General features: G+C 59.2%; 19 protein-coding genes. 2 read left to right on the forward strand and 17 right to left on the reverse strand.

Features of this window, described 5'->3' with window-relative positions; translation table 11 throughout:
• Position 1: 1 nt before the first annotated feature.
• The 12 genes from phoU to coxB all read right to left on the reverse strand — a co-directional run bounded on the left by phoU (position 2) and on the right by coxB (position 10,311).
• A complete protein-coding gene (gene phoU, locus AC1RM7_RS17705; protein ID WP_006019437.1) occupies positions 2-718 on the reverse strand; it encodes a phosphate signaling complex protein PhoU in 717 nt (238 codons plus the stop codon).
• A gap of 26 nt (positions 719-744) precedes the next feature.
• Positions 745-1,572, reverse strand: a complete 828-nt coding sequence (gene pstB, locus AC1RM7_RS17710; protein WP_006019436.1) for a phosphate ABC transporter ATP-binding protein PstB — start codon at positions 1,570-1,572, stop codon at positions 745-747.
• Positions 1,569-2,414 carry a phosphate ABC transporter permease PstA gene (gene pstA, locus AC1RM7_RS17715; protein WP_024921457.1) on the reverse strand — a complete coding sequence of 282 codons (846 nt, stop codon included), beginning with the start codon at positions 2,412-2,414 and terminating at the stop codon, positions 1,569-1,571. The genes pstB and pstA overlap by 4 nt, the downstream gene beginning before the upstream one ends.
• 3 nt (positions 2,415-2,417) lie before the next feature.
• On the reverse strand, positions 2,418-3,416 hold the full coding sequence (gene pstC / locus AC1RM7_RS17720; RefSeq protein ID WP_024921456.1) for a phosphate ABC transporter permease subunit PstC: 999 nt from the start codon (positions 3,414-3,416) through the stop codon (positions 2,418-2,420).
• 110 nt (positions 3,417-3,526) lie between these two features.
• Positions 3,527-4,540, reverse strand: a complete 1,014-nt coding sequence (pstS, locus tag AC1RM7_RS17725) for a phosphate ABC transporter substrate-binding protein PstS (protein ID WP_006019433.1) — start codon at positions 4,538-4,540, stop codon at positions 3,527-3,529.
• Positions 4,541-4,974: 434 nt separating this feature from the next.
• Positions 4,975-5,397 (reverse strand): c-type cytochrome, encoded by a 423-nt coding sequence (locus tag AC1RM7_RS17730; protein WP_024921455.1) that lies wholly within the window; start codon positions 5,395-5,397, stop codon positions 4,975-4,977.
• A gap of 71 nt (positions 5,398-5,468) precedes the next feature.
• Positions 5,469-5,762: a GYD domain-containing protein gene (locus tag AC1RM7_RS17735; protein WP_024575842.1), complete on the reverse strand. Its 294-nt coding sequence runs from the start codon at positions 5,760-5,762 to the stop codon at positions 5,469-5,471.
• Between the two features lie 35 nt (positions 5,763-5,797).
• Positions 5,798-6,178 (reverse strand): cytochrome C oxidase subunit IV family protein, encoded by a 381-nt coding sequence (locus AC1RM7_RS17740; protein ID WP_024921454.1) that lies wholly within the window; start codon positions 6,176-6,178, stop codon positions 5,798-5,800.
• Between the two features lie 8 nt (positions 6,179-6,186).
• Positions 6,187-6,909, reverse strand: coding sequence for a heme-copper oxidase subunit III family protein (locus tag AC1RM7_RS17745; RefSeq protein ID WP_024921453.1), 723 nt, complete (start codon positions 6,907-6,909; stop codon positions 6,187-6,189).
• 13 nt (positions 6,910-6,922) lie between these two features.
• Positions 6,923-7,627: a cytochrome c oxidase subunit 3 gene (locus AC1RM7_RS17750; RefSeq protein WP_024921452.1), complete on the reverse strand. Its 705-nt coding sequence runs from the start codon at positions 7,625-7,627 to the stop codon at positions 6,923-6,925.
• A complete protein-coding gene (gene ctaD / locus AC1RM7_RS17755; RefSeq protein WP_006019427.1) occupies positions 7,624-9,399 on the reverse strand; it encodes a cytochrome c oxidase subunit I in 1,776 nt (591 codons plus the stop codon). Before ctaD ends, AC1RM7_RS17750 begins: the two co-directional genes overlap by 4 nt.
• A 78-nt stretch (positions 9,400-9,477) precedes the next feature.
• Entirely contained in the window at positions 9,478-10,311 is an 834-nt protein-coding gene (gene coxB, locus AC1RM7_RS17760) for a cytochrome c oxidase subunit II (RefSeq protein ID WP_024921451.1), read from the reverse strand.
• A 55-nt stretch (positions 10,312-10,366) separates the two neighbouring features.
• On the opposite strand from coxB, the gene AC1RM7_RS17765 reads away from it, so the two are divergent.
• Together AC1RM7_RS17765 and AC1RM7_RS17770 are read left to right on the forward strand one after the other, a co-directional pair.
• Positions 10,367-10,570 (forward strand): hypothetical protein, encoded by a 204-nt coding sequence (locus AC1RM7_RS17765; RefSeq protein WP_152544201.1) that lies wholly within the window; start codon positions 10,367-10,369, stop codon positions 10,568-10,570.
• Between the two features lie 334 nt (positions 10,571-10,904).
• Positions 10,905-11,816 (forward strand): DUF2189 domain-containing protein, encoded by a 912-nt coding sequence (locus AC1RM7_RS17770; protein WP_006019425.1) that lies wholly within the window; start codon positions 10,905-10,907, stop codon positions 11,814-11,816.
• Between the two features lie 207 nt (positions 11,817-12,023).
• On the opposite strand, the gene arcC is transcribed toward AC1RM7_RS17770, so the two are convergent.
• The 5 genes from arcC to AC1RM7_RS17795 form a co-directional block, all read right to left on the reverse strand.
• Positions 12,024-12,989, reverse strand: a complete 966-nt coding sequence (gene arcC / locus AC1RM7_RS17775) for a carbamate kinase (protein WP_006019424.1) — start codon at positions 12,987-12,989, stop codon at positions 12,024-12,026.
• Positions 12,976-14,511, reverse strand: a complete 1,536-nt coding sequence (gene fdrA / locus AC1RM7_RS17780) for an acyl-CoA synthetase FdrA (RefSeq protein WP_024921450.1) — start codon at positions 14,509-14,511, stop codon at positions 12,976-12,978. Before fdrA ends, arcC begins: the two co-directional genes overlap by 14 nt.
• The gene (locus tag AC1RM7_RS17785; protein WP_006019422.1) at positions 14,508-15,758 is read right to left on the reverse strand and encodes a YlbE family protein; all 1,251 of its coding nucleotides are present in this window, start codon (positions 15,756-15,758) and stop codon (positions 14,508-14,510) included. Before AC1RM7_RS17785 ends, fdrA begins: the two co-directional genes overlap by 4 nt.
• 10 nt (positions 15,759-15,768) lie before the next feature.
• Complete coding sequence (locus AC1RM7_RS17790; protein WP_034460878.1) at positions 15,769-15,957, reverse strand: hypothetical protein; 189 nt, start codon at positions 15,955-15,957, stop codon at positions 15,769-15,771.
• A gap of 246 nt (positions 15,958-16,203) precedes the next feature.
• Positions 16,204-17,796: a gamma-glutamyltransferase family protein gene (locus AC1RM7_RS17795; protein WP_024921448.1), complete on the reverse strand. Its 1,593-nt coding sequence runs from the start codon at positions 17,794-17,796 to the stop codon at positions 16,204-16,206.
• Between the last annotated feature and the right edge of the window lie 116 nt (positions 17,797-17,912).

Below are 17,912 nucleotides of genomic sequence, written 5' to 3' on the forward strand. Positions count from 1 at the left end.
ATTAACTGCCTGACGCGGCCGTTGCAAAGTTCGTCATGTCGCCCTTCGGGCGCTGATCGAGCATCTGCTGGCCTTCGATCATGTAGAAAACCGTCTCGGCGATGTTGGTCGCATGGTCGCCGATCCGTTCAATATTCTTGGCGCAGAACATCAAGTGAATACAGAAACCGATATTGCGCGGGTCTTCCATCATATAGGTCAGAAGCTCGCGGAACAGGGACGTGCAGATTGCATCGACCTCTTCGTCGCCCTTCCAGACGGTCATCGCGGCAGGCAGATCGTGCGCCGCATATGCATCGAGCACCGACTTGACTTGCGACTGAACGAGGTCGGTCATGTGTTCAAGGCCACGGATCAGCTTCAGCGGATGGAAATCGCTGTCGAGCGCTGCGACGCGCTTGCCGATGTTCTTCGACAGGTCGCCGATGCGCTCCAGATCGGTGGCAACGCGCATCGAACTGACGATTTCACGCAGATCGACCGCCATCGGCTGGCGGCGAGCGATCGTCAGCACCGCGCGTTCCTCGATCAAGTGCTGCAGTTTATCGATCTCGAGGTCGGCCGCGACAACGCGCTTGCCCAGCGCGACGTCGCGCCGGATCAACGCATCGACGGAATCGACGATCTGCCGTTCTGCCAGTCCGCCCATCTCGGCCACGAGCCGGTTGAGTTCCTGAAGGTCGTCGTCGAACGCTTTGGCGGTATGATCTGAAGCCATGATATGTTTTCTCCCGCGAATGCGCGTCAGCCGAAGCGGCCGGTGATGTAATCTTGTGTGCGCCGGTCGGTCGGCGAAGTGAATATCTTGTTGGTATCGTCGAACTCGACCAGCTCACCAAGATACATGAACGCTGTCTTGTCAGACACACGCGCCGCCTGCTGCATATTATGCGTCACGATGGCGATCGTGTAGTCCTCCTTGAGTTCCTGGATCAGTTCTTCGACCTTGGCGGTCGAGATCGGATCGAGCGCCGAGCAAGGTTCGTCGAACAGGATGACCTCAGGACGGACGGCGACAGTGCGTGCGATGCACAGGCGCTGCTGCTGGCCGCCGGACAGACTGAGGCCGCTGGCGTTCAGCTTGTCCTTGACCTCGTTCCAGAGCGCGCCGCCCTTCAACGCGGCCTCGACGCGGCCGTCCATTTCGGACTTCGAAATCTTTTCATAGAGCCGGATACCGAACGCGATATTCTCATAGATCGTCATCGGGAACGGGGTCGGCTTCTGGAACACCATACCGATCCTGGCGCGCAGCAAATTCAGGTCCAGTTTCGGATCGAGAATATTGGTCGAGTCCAGCATCAACTGGCCGACCGCTCGCTGACCGGGATAAAGGTCATACATGCGATTGAAGATGCGCAGCAATGTCGACTTGCCACAGCCTGACGGACCGATGAAGGCGGTCACGCGGTTCTCGCCGAGAACAAGATTGATGCTCTTCAGGGCGTGGTGCTCGCCATAATAGAAATTCAGATCTCGCGCGGTCACCTTGGGCCGCGCATCAAGCCGGCCAATACCACCCGGTACGGGGCTGCGGGAAAGATCTACGCTGACAGAAAGCTGCTCGTTCATTTCGATGTCCTCTCGGCGCCGAGAATGCGCGCGCCAATGTTAAGGGCAAGTACGGTCAAGGTGATAAGCAAAGCCCCGGTCCATGCGAGCTGTTTCCAGTAGTCGTAGGGGCTTTGGACGAAGTTGTTGATGGTGACCGGCAGGTTCGCCATCGTCTTGGTCAGATCGAGACTGAAGAACTGGTTGCTTAGCGCGGTGAACAGCAGCGGGGCGGTTTCGCCAGCAACGCGTGCCGTCGCCAGCAGGACGCCGGTGATGAGGCCGGCGCGCGCAGCGCGATAAGCGATACGCTTAATGACGAGCGAACGCGGAAGACCGAGTGCAGATGCTGCTTCACGCAGCGGATTGGGCACGAGACCAAGCATGTCTTCGGTGGTGCGCACCACGACCGGGATCACGATCACCGCAAGCGCCAGCGTGCCGGCCAGCGCCGAGAAGCCGCCCATCGGTACAACGACCGCACCATACACGAACAAACCAATGATGATCGATGGCGCGCTCAACAGGATGTCGTTGATGAAGCGGATCACCGAGGTCAGGCGGTCGTGTTTGCCGTATTCGGCGAGATAAGTGCCGGCGAACAATCCGATCGGCGCGCCGATGCCGACGCCAAGCACCGTCATGATGATCGAGCCGACGATGGCGTTCAGCAATCCGCCGTCGGTGGATCCGGGCGGCGGCGTATTCTCGGTGAAGACACCGAGATGCAGGCCAGCAAAGCCGTTGTAGAACAGTGTGAACAGGATCAGCGCGAGCCAGGTCACGCCGAAAACAGCTGCGCCAAGGCACAAGAACCGGATGACGATGTCCCAGCGGCGGCGAGAGGCATAGATCGGGTTCATGACTTAGTTCCCCGCCTTCTTTTCAAGACGCATCAGCATCAGCCGCGCTGCTGCGAGCACGAAGAACGTCAGCACGAACAACAGCAAGCCAAGCAGAATGAGACCGGACTGATGCAGACCGTCGCTTTCGGCAAATTCGCTGGCGATGGCCGCTGAAATTGTCGTGCCCGGAGCAAAGACCGATGAGGATATCCGGAACGAGTTTCCGATAATGAATGTCACCGCCATCGTCTCGCCGAGCGCGCGGCCGAGTGCGAGCATGATGCCGCCGATCACGCCGACCTTGGTATAAGGGATCACGACGTTGCGGACGACTTCCCAGGTGGTGCAGCCGACACCATAGGCCGCCTCCTTCAGCACTGGCGGCACCGTCTTGAACACGTCGACGGAAATCGCGGTGATGAAGGGCAGCACCATGATGGCCAGAATCAGCGCGGCATTGAACAGGCTGAGGTAGGACGGCGGCCCCGCGAAAATCGTGCCGAGGACGGGCACACCGTCAAACAGCCGGATCATGAAAGGCTGGAATGAGTTTGCCAGGAATGGGCCAAGTACGAAGAAGCCCCACATGCCGTAGATGATCGACGGAATGCCTGCGAGCAGTTCGACGGCGATGCCGATCGGACGGCGCAGCCACTGCGGGCAAAGCTCGGTCAGGAAGATCGCGATACCGATACCGACCGGGATGGCGATAATCATCGCGATCACCGAGGTTATCAGCGTGCCGTAGATCGGGCCAAGCGCGCCCAGAACCGGAGGATCAGCGGACGGCGCCCAGCGCTGCGTCCAGAGGAATGCAAACCCGTATTCCTTCATCGCGGGCCATGCGCCTGCGATCAGCGATAGAATAATGCCACCGAGAATAAGCAAGACGGCGATCGCGCAGACCCTGGTGGTCCAGTAGAATGCCTTGTCGCCGAACTTGAATGCGCTCAGAGCTTTTGCGCGATCGTAAGGTCCGGCTGCTTCCATTGAGGTGCTCTGAACCGCCATCTCTGCCACGCTAGTCCCCTGTCCCATTCACTTACATAGTTGCCGGCCGCACACGTCGTTACGCCAGCGGTAGTCCAAGAAAACGGAGGAGAGGCAAGCCTCTCCTCCGGAACATTTGCTTAGCTCTTGATGTCAGCCGACCAGGTCTTTTCAATCAGCTTGACCACCGGCTCAGGCATCGGGATGTAGTCGAGCTCTTCAGCCATCTTGGCGCCCTTCTCGAACGACCACTTGAAGAACTTGATCGCTTCCGCAGAGGCAGCCTTGTCGACCGGGGTCTTGTGCATCAGGATGAAGGTTGCGGCGGTGATCGGCCACGAAGCTTCGCCCGGCTGGTCGGTCAGGATCACGTAGTAGCCCGGAGCCTTGGCCCAATCAGCATTGGAAGCCGCCGCCTGGAACGCAGCAACGGTCGGCTGAACGGTCTTGCCGGCTTTGTTGATCATCGCAGTGTAGGTCAGCTTGTTCTGCTTGGCATAGGCATACTCGACATAACCGATCGAGTTCTTGGTCTGGCCGACGTTGCCGGCTACGCCTTCGTTGCCCTTGGCGCCGACGCCGGTGGGCCATTCAACAGCGGTCCCCTGACCAACCTTGGCCTTCCACTCAGGGCTGGCCTTGGACAGATAGTCGGTGAAGTTGAAGGTCGTTCCCGAACCGTCCGAACGGCGCACCACGGTGATGGCATCGGTCGGCAGCGTCAGCTTCGGGTTCAGCTTGGCGATTGCGGGGTCGTTCCACTTGGTGACCTTGCCGAGATAGATGTCGCCCAGCAGTTCGCCGGAGAGCACCAGTTCGCCCGGCTTGATGCCTTCGAGGTTCACGACAGGCACGATCGCGCCCATCACCATCGGCCACTGAATGAGGCCATCCTTCTCAAGCTGTTCAGCCTTGAGAGGCGCGTCGGTCGCGCCGAAGGTCACGGTCTTGGCCTGAATCTGCTTGATTCCGGCGCCGGAACCGATCGACTGGTAGTTCAGACCGTTGCCGGTCTCTTTCTTGTAAGCGTCAGCCCACTTCGAGTAGACGGGGAACGGGAACGTCGCACCCGCGCCGGTGATGTCGGCAGCAAAGGCCGAGGTCGATGCGGCGACAAGGCCGGCAGCGACGATCGCTTTTTTAATGAAATTCACTGGGTCTCTCCATCGTGTGAACAAAGCGCCTGACCGTTCGAGATCGTTATCGCGCTTCGAGGCCGCCTTCTTAGAAGGCCGAGCCTGCACTTTTTATGAAATCCACATGACAGCGGTGTGACAGCGTTTACCACTCAGTAACACACGACCAAGTCATTGATTTATTAGATGAATATAAAATCATCTATTTCGGAAGAGCGATGGATACCACTCATGTTTACCCGCTTCCCATCTAAGCAGCCGAGTGTGACAGTGCGTGGATATGATTGGCGGCAGGATATCTGCTGCGCCAACCGCCGCACCGAGTAAGGGCTCCAACGCCGATCTGCATGCCCCGGCAAGGGCAATCATGGACGCAGGAACACCTTCCTGCCCCCCGGCACGCAGACCGTTGGACCCGCTCGGCGAAACTAGAGAGCTACCAGGACAGCACTTCATTTCAGGCTCGCCTGCCTGATCCCCGATGGAACTGCCTCCGCTTTCTTTCCTTTGGAATCGAACTGCTTGAGGTAGGCGACGACATCGTCAATCTGCTTTGGATCTTTCAGGCCCGGGAAAATCATCTTGGTGCCCGGAATCTTGGCTTTTGGATCCTTGATGTAGTCCCGGAAGGTCGCTTCATCCCAGGTGAGGCCGGAGTTCTTGTTCGCCGCCGAGTAGTTGAAGCCTTCGATACTCCCGGCTTTGCGCCCGAACAGTCCGTTGAGCACGGGCCCGACGGCGTTTTTCGCGCTTTCGCCGATCTGGTGGCAAGCCCTGCACTGAGCAAAAACCTTCTCGCCTGCGGCCGCATCCTGGGCGGCCGCGGGAACAACCAAGAGAAGCCCTGCTCCTACGACGAGAACGAAAATGCGCATGCGACCACTCCATGTCTGACAAACAGAACGGCTGAGAAAACCAAATCTGAAACGAGCGCGCTGTTGGCGGGTTAGCCCAGCGAATTGATGATTTCCCGGTAAGCTGCTTCGGGGAACGCCTTCAATGTGCGCGTCCTGATATTTCCCATCATTCCAAGTTGCAGGTTGAAACGCGCAGCAACCGCATCGTCCGGAGCTTCGTAAACCGCGACGATGTCATATTGTCCCATGGTCAGGAAAAATGATTTGAACTCGCCGTCCATATCCTTGAGCGCCTTCTTCGCCGCATCCAGACGGCGCGGCGAGTCCTTCACGGCCTGCACGCCTTTGTCGGTCCAGTTCGCCAGCATGATATATGTCGTCATGGCAGTCCTCCGTACGTACGAGGCCCCCGCCAGTCTCACGCCCCTGACCTGAAGAACACGATCCGGGTCAAAAACGTGTAGTCCGACTCCAGAACCATGATGCCCACGAACACCAGCAACACCAGCGGCGGCAGCAGGATGGCATAACTCAGCGCCAGGCGCTCCCAGGCCATGTGCATGAAGACCGCCACAATCAAACCTGCCTTCAGAATCATGAACAGCAGGATCAGCGACCAGCGTAGATATCCGTGAACGCCGAAATAATCGACGAGATAAGAGCAGGCGCTCAGCACAAACAGCCATGCCCAGACCACGAGGTACAGCTTGATCGGATGCTGCTGTCCCTCGGCATGTGCAACAGCCGGTGCTGCAGCAGGTGCCGCATGAGAAACTCCGTTCATCGTGACTTCAGCCATGTGTCACCTCACCACAAATAGAAAAACGCAAAAATGAAGACCCACACCAGATCGACGAAATGCCAATAGAGTCCGGTGATTTCGACGATCTCGTAATGTCCCTTCCGGCTCGTGAAAAAGCCGCGCCGCTCGGTGTCGAAATCCCCTCGCCAGACTTTTCGCGCGATGATGATCAGGAAAATCACGCCGATGGTGACGTGCGTTCCGTGGAAACCCGTAATCATGAAGAAGCATGAGCCGAACTGCGCCGCCCCCCACGGATTCTCCCATGGCCGGACACCCTCCATGATCAGCTTTGTCCACTCAAAGGCCTGCATGCCGACGAACGTCGCGCCGAATGCAGCCGTCACCAGCATCAGGATCGCAGTCTTGCGGCGGTCGCGCCGATAGCCGCAGTTGACGGCCATCGCCATGGTTCCGCTGCTGCTGATGAGCACGAAGGTCATGATGGCGATCAGGATCAGCGGCATATGATGTCCGGCGATCTCGAGCGCGAATACTTCACTGGGGTTCGGCCAAGGCACCGTCGTCGACATCCGCGCCGTCATATAGGACAGCAGAAAACAGCCGAAAATGAAGGTGTCGCTGAGGAGAAAGATCCACATCATGGCCTTGCCCCACGAGACATTCTTGAACGCCCGCTGATCTGACGACCAGTCGGCCGCAATGCCTCGCCAGCCCTTAGCCCGTGTGTGGGATTGTCCGGTGTTTGTCAGCACAGTCTCCGCCATCGGTCCAATCTCCTCAAGTCAGCAGTTGGCGGCAGATGGCGGCGAAATCGTCCGCCCAGCCAGTCAACAACGCAAGCAGGATCAGCCAAACCAGAAGCAGGAAGTGCCAGTACATGGTGCACAGTTCGACGCTCAAGCGGAGCCGCGAGACCTCAACGCCGCGCCATGCCTTGGCGATGGTCCTGCCCAGCGCCGCGAGGCCGCCCAGCACATGCAGTCCGTGAACCGCGGTGATGAGATAGAAGAAGGCATTGGCCGGGTTAGCCGTCAAAAAATAACCGGCTACGTTGAGTTGTTGCCACGCCAGCAACTGGCCAATCACAAAAACGACGGCAGAGACGCCTCCTGCGAGCAAGCCGATAAGCACATTGTCACCGTCATCCCGGCGCGCCGCGACTTGCGCCCATTGAAGTGCTGCGCTGCTTACGATCAAAACGCCGGTGTTGAACCACAACAGCTTCGGTACCGGCATCGACCGCCAGTCAATCAGCTCCATGCGCATGGAGTACGCACTGATGAAGAGGGCAAACAACGATCCGACGACCGCCAGAAACACACCCAGTCCAATCTTCGCGGGCGGCAGCGACGAAACGCTCCCATCGGGAAAATCGCCGATGACGCCCTCCTCAAGCCATGGCTTGGCGGCAAGGCGCTGCTGCGAGAGCCACCATCCCGCAATGGCCGCGATTCCAGCCATGAACAGGACAATTGCTGTCACGGATGCGTCCCCTTCAGTGCAAGAGCAGCCGGTGGCTCATTCTGCGGAATGAAATCCTGCGCAGCACCGGGCACGCTGTAATCGTAGGCCCAGCGATAGACGACGGGGAGTTCCTTGCCCCAGTTGCCATGCGCCGGCGGAGTTTCAGGCGTTTGCCATTCCAGCGTGGTCGCCCGCCACGGATTGCCGCCAGCCTCTTTCCCCTTGCGCAGGCTCCAGAAGAGATTGAACACGAACACAAGCTGGGCGAATCCCACGATCAAGGCTGCGATGCTCATGAATGCGTTCAGATCGTGGGCGGATGCCGGGACGAATGCCGTATCGCCAATGTCATGATAGCGGCGCGGCATACCTAGCAGCCCGAGATAGTGCATCGGGAAGAAGACTGCGTAGGCACCAATGAACGTCACCCAGAAGTGAAAACGCCCGAGCGACTCGTTCAGCATCCGCCCGGTGACTTTCGGGTACCAGTGATAGATCGCACCGAACACGACCATGATCGGCGCAATGCCCATCACCATGTGAAAATGTGCGACGACGAACATCGTGTCGGACAACGGAACATCCACAACGACGTTACCGAGAAAGAGGCCGGTCAAGCCGCCGTTGACGAAGGTGACAATGAACGCGAGCGCGAACAGCATCGGGATGGTGAGATGAATGTCGCCGCGCCACAGGGTCAGGACCCAGTTGTAGACCTTGATCGCAGTCGGCACCGCGATGATCAGCGTCGTCGTCGCAAAGAAGAAGCCGAATTTCGGATTCATGCCGCTGACATACATGTGGTGCGCCCACACCACGAAGCTCAGCGCGCCGATTCCGACGATCGCCCACACCATCATGCGATAGCCAAAAATGTTCTTGCGTGCGTGGGTGCTGATGAGATCGGAGACGATCCCGAAAGCCGGCAGCGCGACGATATAGACCTCGGGATGACCGAAGAACCAGAACAGATGCTGGAACAACAGCGGGCTCCCGCCGGAGTACTTCATCTGCTGGCCCATTTCCACCAGCGTGGGCATGAAGAAGCTGGTGCCGAGAAGCCGGTCAAGAAGCATCATCACCGAGGCGACGAACAGAGCGGGAAAAGCGAGCAGCGCCATCACGGTCGCTGTGAAAATTCCCCACACCGTCAGCGGCATCCGCATCAGCGTCATCCCGCGCGTGCGGGCCTGCAGTACTGTCACCACGTAGTTCAGGCCGCCCATGGTGAAGCCGATGATGAACAGAACCAGTGACAGCAGCATCATGATGATGCCGGCCTCCTGTCCTGGCGTTCCGGAGAGAACTGCCTGCGGCGGATAGAGCGTCCATCCGGCGCCGGTCGGTCCACCGGGCACGAAGAAGGTCGCCACCAGCACCAGCACGGCAAGCAGGTAAATCCAGTAGCTCAGCATATTGGCGTACGGGAAAACCATGTCGCGCGCGCCGACCATCAACGGGATGAGGTAGTTTCCGAAACCTCCGAGAAACAGCGCCGTGAGAAGATAGATCACCATGATCATGCCGTGCATGGTGATGAACTGGAGATACTGGCTTGGATCGATGAATGAAAAGGTACCGGGGAATCCAAGTTGCAGCCGCATCAGCCACGAGAGCACCAGCGCGACCATGCCGATGGCCATCGCGGTGAGCGAGTACTGGATCGCGATGACTTTCGCATCCTGCGAGAAGACGTATTTGGTCCACCAGCTATGCGGATGATAAAGATCGACCTCACCCACTTCAGCAGGCGGAATTCCTGCGAGCACGTCAGACGGGACATCAACCATCGAAATGTCCTCCTTGGTCTTCCACTCATCCGAGAGGAGTTAGCCTCACGAGGTGCGGCGCCTCTTCATCAGTATTTTTCATTCACTGCCTGTCTTGAAAATTGCCTTCATGATGTTGCGCTCACCGGATAGCTCCGCAAACGTCTGCTGCTTCTCAAGCCACGCGTGATAGTCCTTCTCTTCCTGAACAATAACCTTGCTTCGCATTTGCGCGTGCGCGATGCCGCACAGCTCTGCGCAGAGGACCTCAAACGTCCCGGTTCGTGTTGGAGTGAACCAGAAATAGGTAACGGAGCCGGGCACCATGTCCATCTTCGACCGGAACTCAGGCACGTAGAAATCATGCAGGACGTCGATCGAGCGCAGCAATACCTTCACCGGTTTCCCGACAGGCAGATGCAGATCGCCGTTTTCAATCACGACGTCATCCTGTCCGTTCGGGTCGTTTGGATTCAGTCCAAGGGGATTTTCGGCGCTGATGTTGCGGGCATCAGTTGTGCCAAGCCGGCCATCCTTCCCCGGAAGGCGGTAGCTCCACCGCCATTGCTGGCCCATGACCTCAATTTCAGTGGCGTTGGCCGGAACGGTGACGAACTGGTGCCAGACCACCAGACCGGGGGCGAGCATTGCGCCGACGCCGATGGCGGTTCCTATCGTGAGCCACAATTCGAGCTTCTTGTTTTCCGGCTCGTAGGCTGCCCGCCTTCCCTCCTTGTGATGAAAGCGGAAGACGCAATAGGCCATAAACGCGATCACCGCGAAGAACACCGCTCCGGTGATCCAGAACGTCATCGTGATGGTGTCGTCGATGTAGCTCCAGTTTGAAGCAATCGGCGTCCACCACCACGGACTCCAGAGGTGGAACAGCACGGAAGCGATCGCGACCAAAAGCAGTATGAGTGCTACAGCCATGCCTTGTTCATCCTTGCCTCTAGAGGCTACGGACAAGACTTAAGGGGCACGGCTCATGTCGACACGGGATGGCATGCATCAAGATAGCCATCGCAATGCTGGCCGCCTTGCCCCCTTAACCGGTCGCAACATCGAAACCGACATCAGCAGTTTAAAGAGCAAGTATGCCGGTCGGGTTCAATTCAGCGAAGATGCTGCGATCGCAGGTGTCATTGAACTATGGGCATTACCACTAGAGGATGTTCCTCGCCGGGCTTGATTGTCAATAGACCGGCTCATGCGAACGGATGATGCTTGTTGAGTGCTGTGCCGTCGCACAATGCCGCAATGCAATCGGGAACACAGAAGCGCGTAACGTCTTCTCACCTTGCCTTCAAAAATTTTGCAGATGCACAATGGATCTAACAGCGCGTGCTATTCTTGTCTGGTTGCGCTATACTTGCTCCACAGGTCGCGACCCGGTTTGCCCGGCATAGCTCTTTCGTGAACTTGGCCGTCTCATCTGGTCGCCATTTCTGCGCACGAAGGCGATTGAACGTCGCTTGAAAAAGACGCCCAATCTCGCCGGTGCGAACGCATGGGAGATTGCGGCCATGGCCACACCGTATTCAGACAACATTCCACAAGTTGTACCAGACGCGTCTTCCGGCGCTGCCGTCCCTGTCGTTCGCGACATCGGAACCTCCGATCTGCTCGAGGCCTTGCGGCTGGGCTGGGAAGACTTCAAGGCGATCCCAAGCCACGCGGTTATTCTGTGCGTGATCTATCCGGTGCTCGGACTTGTGATCGCAAGGACAGTGCTCGGCTATTCGGTGTTGCCGCTGCTGTTCCCGCTCGCGGCGGGCTTCGCACTGATCGGTCCCTTCGCCGCGCTTGGGCTCTATGAGCTCAGCCGCCGGCGCGAGCGCGGGGAAGAGCCTTCCGCATGGGATGCATTTGCCGTGCTGCGATCACCGTCTTTCGGAGCCATGCTCGGACTTGGCGTGATCCTGCTCATTCTTTTCGTTGTCTGGGTCACCACCGCAGATTCCATTTACGTTGCCATCTTCGGCAACACTCCTGCTGCAAGCATTCCCGATTTCGCCTCACGCATTTTCTCGACCAAGGAAGGGCTGCAGCTGATGGTCGTGGGATGCAGCGTCGGCTTTCTGTTCGCTGTCATCGCTTTGTGCATCAGTGTCGTGGCGTTTCCGCTGATGCTTGACCGGCATGCGAATACGATCGATGCCATCCGGACCTCTCTGCGGGTCGTGGCGAAGAATCCCGTTGCAATGGCGACGTGGGGTCTGATTGTCGCGGCGCTGCTGGTAATCGGATCGATTCCGCTGTTCCTCGGTCTCGCCGTTGTTCTGCCCGTACTCGGTCATGCCACGTGGCATCTTTATCGCAAGGTGCTCGAGCCGGATCCAAATCCATACCAGGAACCGCCCCACCCGCCGAAAGGACGGCGCTACGCGGCCGATTTTCCTGCTTCTCTGCTCCCGTGGGGGCGCGACAAGCCGTAGAACCAATCACCGAAGCGTTTCCGCTGCGACTCCGTCGTCCACAGCGGAAACGCTTGAGACCGGTTACATCCCGAGTGCTCGCCCGTCGCTGCGCGGATCATGCGCTCCCGTCATGCGTCCAAGCGCGATCATTGAGTCCATGCCGGAGTGAGCTACGATTCTTTTCTCCCAGTCGGCGAAGCTTTCCTCTTGTGAGTACGAAAGCGGTTATGGGTTCCGAACGATATGCGTTCCGGTCTCGCCGCGAAGCGCAGGCATCGCGTGATCAAGGTGACTGATGATGGCGCGCTTGCCGCCGCCTTCCAGAAAGCGGATTGCCGCATCGACTTTCGGACCCATGCTGCCCGGCGGAAAATGTCCTTCCCGGTGATAGGCCTTGATTTCGTCGAGCGTGACCTCCGTAAGCTCCTTCTGGTTCGGCTTGCCGAAATTGATGGCGACACGCGGCACCGCCGTCAGGATCAGCAATTCGTCGATATCGAGCACATTGGCGATGTGTGCCGACGTCAGATCCTTGTCGATAACCGCAGGCACGCCGGTACGCACGCCCTTCGCATCGCGGATCACCGGCATGCCACCCCCGCCGCCGGCAATAACGATGGTGCCGCGCTTGACCAGCGCATCGACCAGCGAAATATCGCAGACGTGTTTTGGTTTCGGTGACGGCACAACATGACGCCAGCCGCGACCGGAATCCTCGCGCATTGCCCAGTTCAGTTCCTTACTGATGTTCTTGGCTTCCTCTTCCGTGAAGAACGGACCGACAAACTTGGTCGGGTTGCCGAAGGCGGGATCGTCGGCATCGACTTCCACCTGGGTCAGGAGACTTGCAACGTGCCGCTGATTGCCCTGTTCCCGCAAGGCGTTCTCGATCGCCTGCATCAGGAGATAGCCGATGCCGCCCTGACTGTGCGCCACGCAGATGTCCATCGACATCGGCGGAATGCGGCTCATGGTCAGCATCTGACGCATCATGATCTTGCCGACCACGGGGCCATTGCCGTGCGTGATCACCAATTCATTGTCGATCTGCGCCAGCGGCAACAGCGCCTCCGCGGTCTGCTGCGCAACGGACTTTTGCTCTTCGGAGGTGCCACTGATGTCTTCCGGATGAACCGCATTGCCACCGATGGCGATTACAAGACGGCGTGGAACTTCATTAAGAGTTCGCATAACGGCTCACCTTCATGTCATTGGCCGCAAGAGCCAGCACGAGTTCGCATGCCTGCGCGTTCGACGGCGCGACCATAATGCCCGCGTCCTCCAGACGCCGGACCTGCGCGGAGCGCACCTGCCGGTCAAGCTCCGTGCCGGTCACCGAAGCGACGATGATGGGGGCACTGTCAGGCCGGTTGGCTACGATCTCCGCCAGATGCGATGCGGGGTCGGCATGCGCGCCGTAACCGATCACGAGATCGACGAGAATCACCGCGACCTCCGGATCGATCAGTGCCGCACGCAAGGCGTCGTCGCGCACCGACGGATCAATCATGGGATGCGGCCGGCCCTGGGTGTATTCGTCCGCGCCGAGATCGATGATCCGATCCCGGCCAGCGCTCTCCGGCGCATCGAGATAGGGAACATTCGGAATCGCGGCATTCGAGGCCACCTTGCGTCCGCCGGCTCCGAGGATCACCTGCGCTTCGGCGCAGAGTGTCCCTCCGGCAAACAGACCCTCGATCCGGCGTTCCCCCCTGCGCCGGGGCAAGCGCGTGGCAAGCTTCGTGACATTGAAGTTGCCGCCGATGGTCCGGCCTCCGAGCGCGAGCTCCGCTGCATCTTTCAGGGTGCGCGCAAATTTCGCATTCGGCGGCAGATCGGCGGCTGAAGCTGCACCGATGAAGCACACCGTATAGGGCTTTGGACTTTTTGCAATGCGCGCGATCACAACCTTCGCAACATCCGGATGCGGCGGTTTGGAAATCAGAACCACGCGATCCGTCTCCGGATCAGCATCCAGCGCATCCATCGCCATCAGCGTTGTGATGCCGCCGATTTCCTTCTTCAGGTCGCGTCCGCCTACGCCGATCGCGTGCGAGATGCCCTCACCTGCCTCGGAGATCAGACACGAGACTTCCTGCGTGCCGGTTCCGGACGCGCCGATGATACCGATCTTGCCGCGCTTCAGCTTGTTGGCGAACGCCAGCGGCGCACCGCCGATGACGGCCGTGCCGCAATCCGGCCCCATCATCAGCAGGCCCAACTCGCGCGCATGCTGCTTGAGCGACAGTTCGTCCGCGATCGAGACGTTGTCACTGAACATCAGCACATGAAGCCCGCGGTTCAGCGCCTTGCGCGCTTCGGCCGCGGCGAATTCACCGGGAACGGAAATCAGCGCCAGATTGGCATCAGGCGTGGACTTGACCGCCGCGCCAATGCTGCGCGGCCGCCATGCGGCCTCTCCAGCACTCCGGGTCTTTGGCTTATCGAGCGCCTTGAGCGCGTCGCCGAGTGCGGCCCGTGCGGCCTGCTCACTCTCGGCCTTGACCGCAAGGATGAGATCGTTGCCCAGTGCAGCGACATCACCGTCTAGAAGTCCAGCGTTACGCATGATGGCAACATTCGACGGCGTCCCCATCATCAACGCAGCTTCGAGAATGCCGGGCGCCGACGCGATCTCACGCGACAGCCGCATCAGCGCGACAGAATCCAGATAGAAACCTTTTCGAATTTCATTCAGAACGAATGCGCTCATGATACCCCCAGATCTTTCGCAATGGCCCGGACAGCTTGCTGGAAGCAGGCCATCGGCGCCTTCACCACGCCGGCGCCCACCTGCCCGATCCCGGGCTCTCGATGTGCGATGCCGGTATTGATGACCGGGGCCAGCCCGGTTTCGACCACCAGGCGCACATCGATTCCGGTAGGAACGCCGGCGAAGTCGAGCGCTGCGATTGTCCACTCAGGATTTTGGCCTGCCGTGATTTCACCCATCGCACGGGTGAAATTTCCCGCTGACGACGGCGCACCCGCGCCGATGAATCCGGCGACTGCGGGCGACGCAGCCATGGCGAAACCGCCAAGACCGATGGTCTCGACAATGGCGGAGTCGCCCATGTCGGGATTAGCGTCCTTCTCAGAGTAACCAGCGAAGTAGAGACCCTCCGGCATTTCGACAGGCGCGGTGAACCACTGGTCGCCGAGGCCGCTGACACGCACACCGAAGTCGGTGCCGTTGCGGCACATGGCGGTGACGATGGTCGAACCGCGAATGCCCTTCGCCGGATCGGTCATCGCCTTGCCCATGGCCATCGCGATGTTGAGAAAGAACTGATCGTTCTGCGCAATGAAGGCGATGCAATCGGCCAGAACTTCGTTGTCGGTCGAGGTCCGCGCCAGCGACGGCCCCACCTCCCGCAGAAACACGCTTGAGCAGGCGAGATTGCGCTGGTGCATCTCATCGCCCATCGAGAGGCCGCGCGCGATGATCGACTTGAGCTCAATGCCGCCGCGCGCCCGAATGGCCCTGGCAAGGACCGGTCCGAATACGTCGCGCAGCCAGGCAAGTCGCGCGAGCACACTCGCGTCATTGCCGCCAAAGCGCATCACCTTCCCAAGTCCCTCGTTGATCGCACAATAGGCGCGATTACCAAACCTGGTGTTCTCGACAACAAACAACGGCATCGACACCGTCGTCATGCCGGTCATCGGACCGACCGCGCCGAAATGATGGTTCGGATGAAATTCGATACCGCCGCTGGCGGCGAGTTTGGTGGCAGCCTCGAGATCTGGCGCCCAGCCTTCAAAGACAATTGCGCCGGCGACCGCGCCCCGCATCGGACCGCACATCTTGTCCCATGTGATCGGCGGCCCGGCATGAAGAACCATCCGATCCTTCAATCCCTTCAACACCTCCCGCGCCGGAACGATGTCGATCAGCTTCGGCTCGCCTTCCAGAATGCGCGCCAGAGCCTGCTTGTTTGCTTCTTCTATTAATTTCATGAACGCCTCCTCACACGCCGAGCTTCGCGAGCAACGCAGCCATCTCAGGATCACCACCGGCCGGCGGCGACCAGTCGACATGGATGACCTCGATGTCGCAGTCGCGCAGATCTTTCACGAAGCCTTCAAGGCCGACGTTCACGACCTTTACGTCGCCCGTCAGCAGAGCCTGATACGGCGCATCTTTCTCAGTTGCCATGGACGTCATTCCTTCACTCTTTATCGACGCTTCAAGATTAGTAAGAAAATTCTTACTTTGTCAATTGCCGATGCCAAAACACTGAATTGAGACACTGAAGATCATGATCCGAATGAAAGCGGCAGCGGCGAAATGCACTGCACGCCGCTTGACGCGGTTTAGCGATGATAAGCATCAAGACGCCGCGCGATTGTTCCACGCGACTACATCTCGGCAAATCGGTGTGGCGGCGCCGTCCCGTCGCAGCTATCGCGCAGCAACCACACCGTCGCTGCGGGGATCGCTTGCACCTTCGAGCAATCCGTCCGGATGCCACACGATTGCACCTGCGTGCCCCATGAATTCCTCGAACGGCCTCACAACCTGCACATCATGCCCAAGACTGCGCATCGCCTCGATCGTTCCGGGGTCGAAACGGGATTCGATTTTCAGATTGTTGTTCTCCTCACCCCACGTTCGGCCAAGCAGCCAGCGCGGAGCGGTGACCGTCGACTGGAGATCCTGGCCGTGCAGCACATAGCGCGAAAAAATTGCGGCCTGCGTTTGAGGTTGTCCTTCACCGCCCATCGTGCCGTAGGACATCAGACGGCCATCGCTCAGCTCCGCCATCGCAGGCTGGATGGTGTGGAAGGGAAGCCGCGACGGCTCCAACCGGTTTGTATCGTTCTCACCGAGGCCGAAGCTTGTTCCGCGATTTTGCCAGGTCACGCCACTCTGAGGAAGAACGACACCCGAGCCGAACTCCCAGTAAATGCTCTGAATGAAGCTGACGCTCAAACCGCTGCGATCGGTCGCAGCGAGCCAAACCGTGTCGCCATGCTTTGACGGATCGGGCCACGGAGCAGCGCGATCTGTCGCAACAGTCTTGTCGAGGGCCGCGAGGGATTCCTCCGTCAGGAAGTCCACCGCGGCACGTTCCATATAGTCGGGATCCGTCACATGCCGATTGCGGACACGAAATGCTGCCTTGGTGCATTCGACCAGGCGATGGAGATAATCAATGCCGTCCGCCTCGTTGGCAATCCTCCGGGCGTAAAGTCCAAGGATCAGCAGCGACGCGAGACCCTGCGTCGGCGGTGGCATATTGAAAACCTTATGGCCAGTCACATCGAGCGACAGCGGTGTTACCAGAGTGGCCTGATGACGCTCGAGATCGGGCAGACGAAGCGGGCTGCCGGCCTTTTGAAGATCGGCGGCCATCGAACGGGCGAGATCACCGCGATAGAAATCCGACAGGCCCGCTTGCGACAGGCGCGCGAGGGTGTCCGCGACGCGAGGCTGCCGCAGCTTTGAACCGACAGCGAGTGGAGCACCGTTCGGCAAATAGACATCAGCGAAGCCCGGTACGTCCTGCAGCTCCGGGCGCTTCTTCTTGATGTTCTCGTGGAGTGTTTGCGGAACCGGCACACCTTCCCATGCGTAGCGGATCGCATCCTGCAAAAGACGCGACATTGGCAATCGTCCGCCATGCTGCCGGCGGCTGAGATTTTGCGCCTTCTCCCAGCCGTCAACGGTGCCCGCAACAGTCAACGCCGCCAATGGACCGCGCCCGGGAATGGCCGTGCACCCACGCTCCCGATACCAATTGCGATCGGCAGCCATCGCGGAACGCCCGCACGCCTGAATTCCGATCGGCGCCGATCCCGGCTTGCCGATCAGCCAGAAGCTATCGCCGCCGAGGCCGTTCATGTGCGGATAGACCACGGCGATTGCCGCAGCGGAGGCAATCATTGCCTCGATCGCATTGCCGCCATCGGACAGAACGGAAAGACCGGCCTGGGCCGCAAGATGATGCGGCGCCGTCACCATGCCTCGATAGCTTCTTTTCGTCTGCAACATCGGAACGCTCCGCACGCAAAAATAAGTAATAATGTTTTTACTTATATACCGTCAAGAGCCTTGAGCGAGCGCCCATCCAGTCGGCGCGCGATCGCAGCGCCAGAAACCATCGACGA

The sequence above is a fragment of the Afipia sp. GW822-FHT03D08 genome (assembly GCF_058801645.1).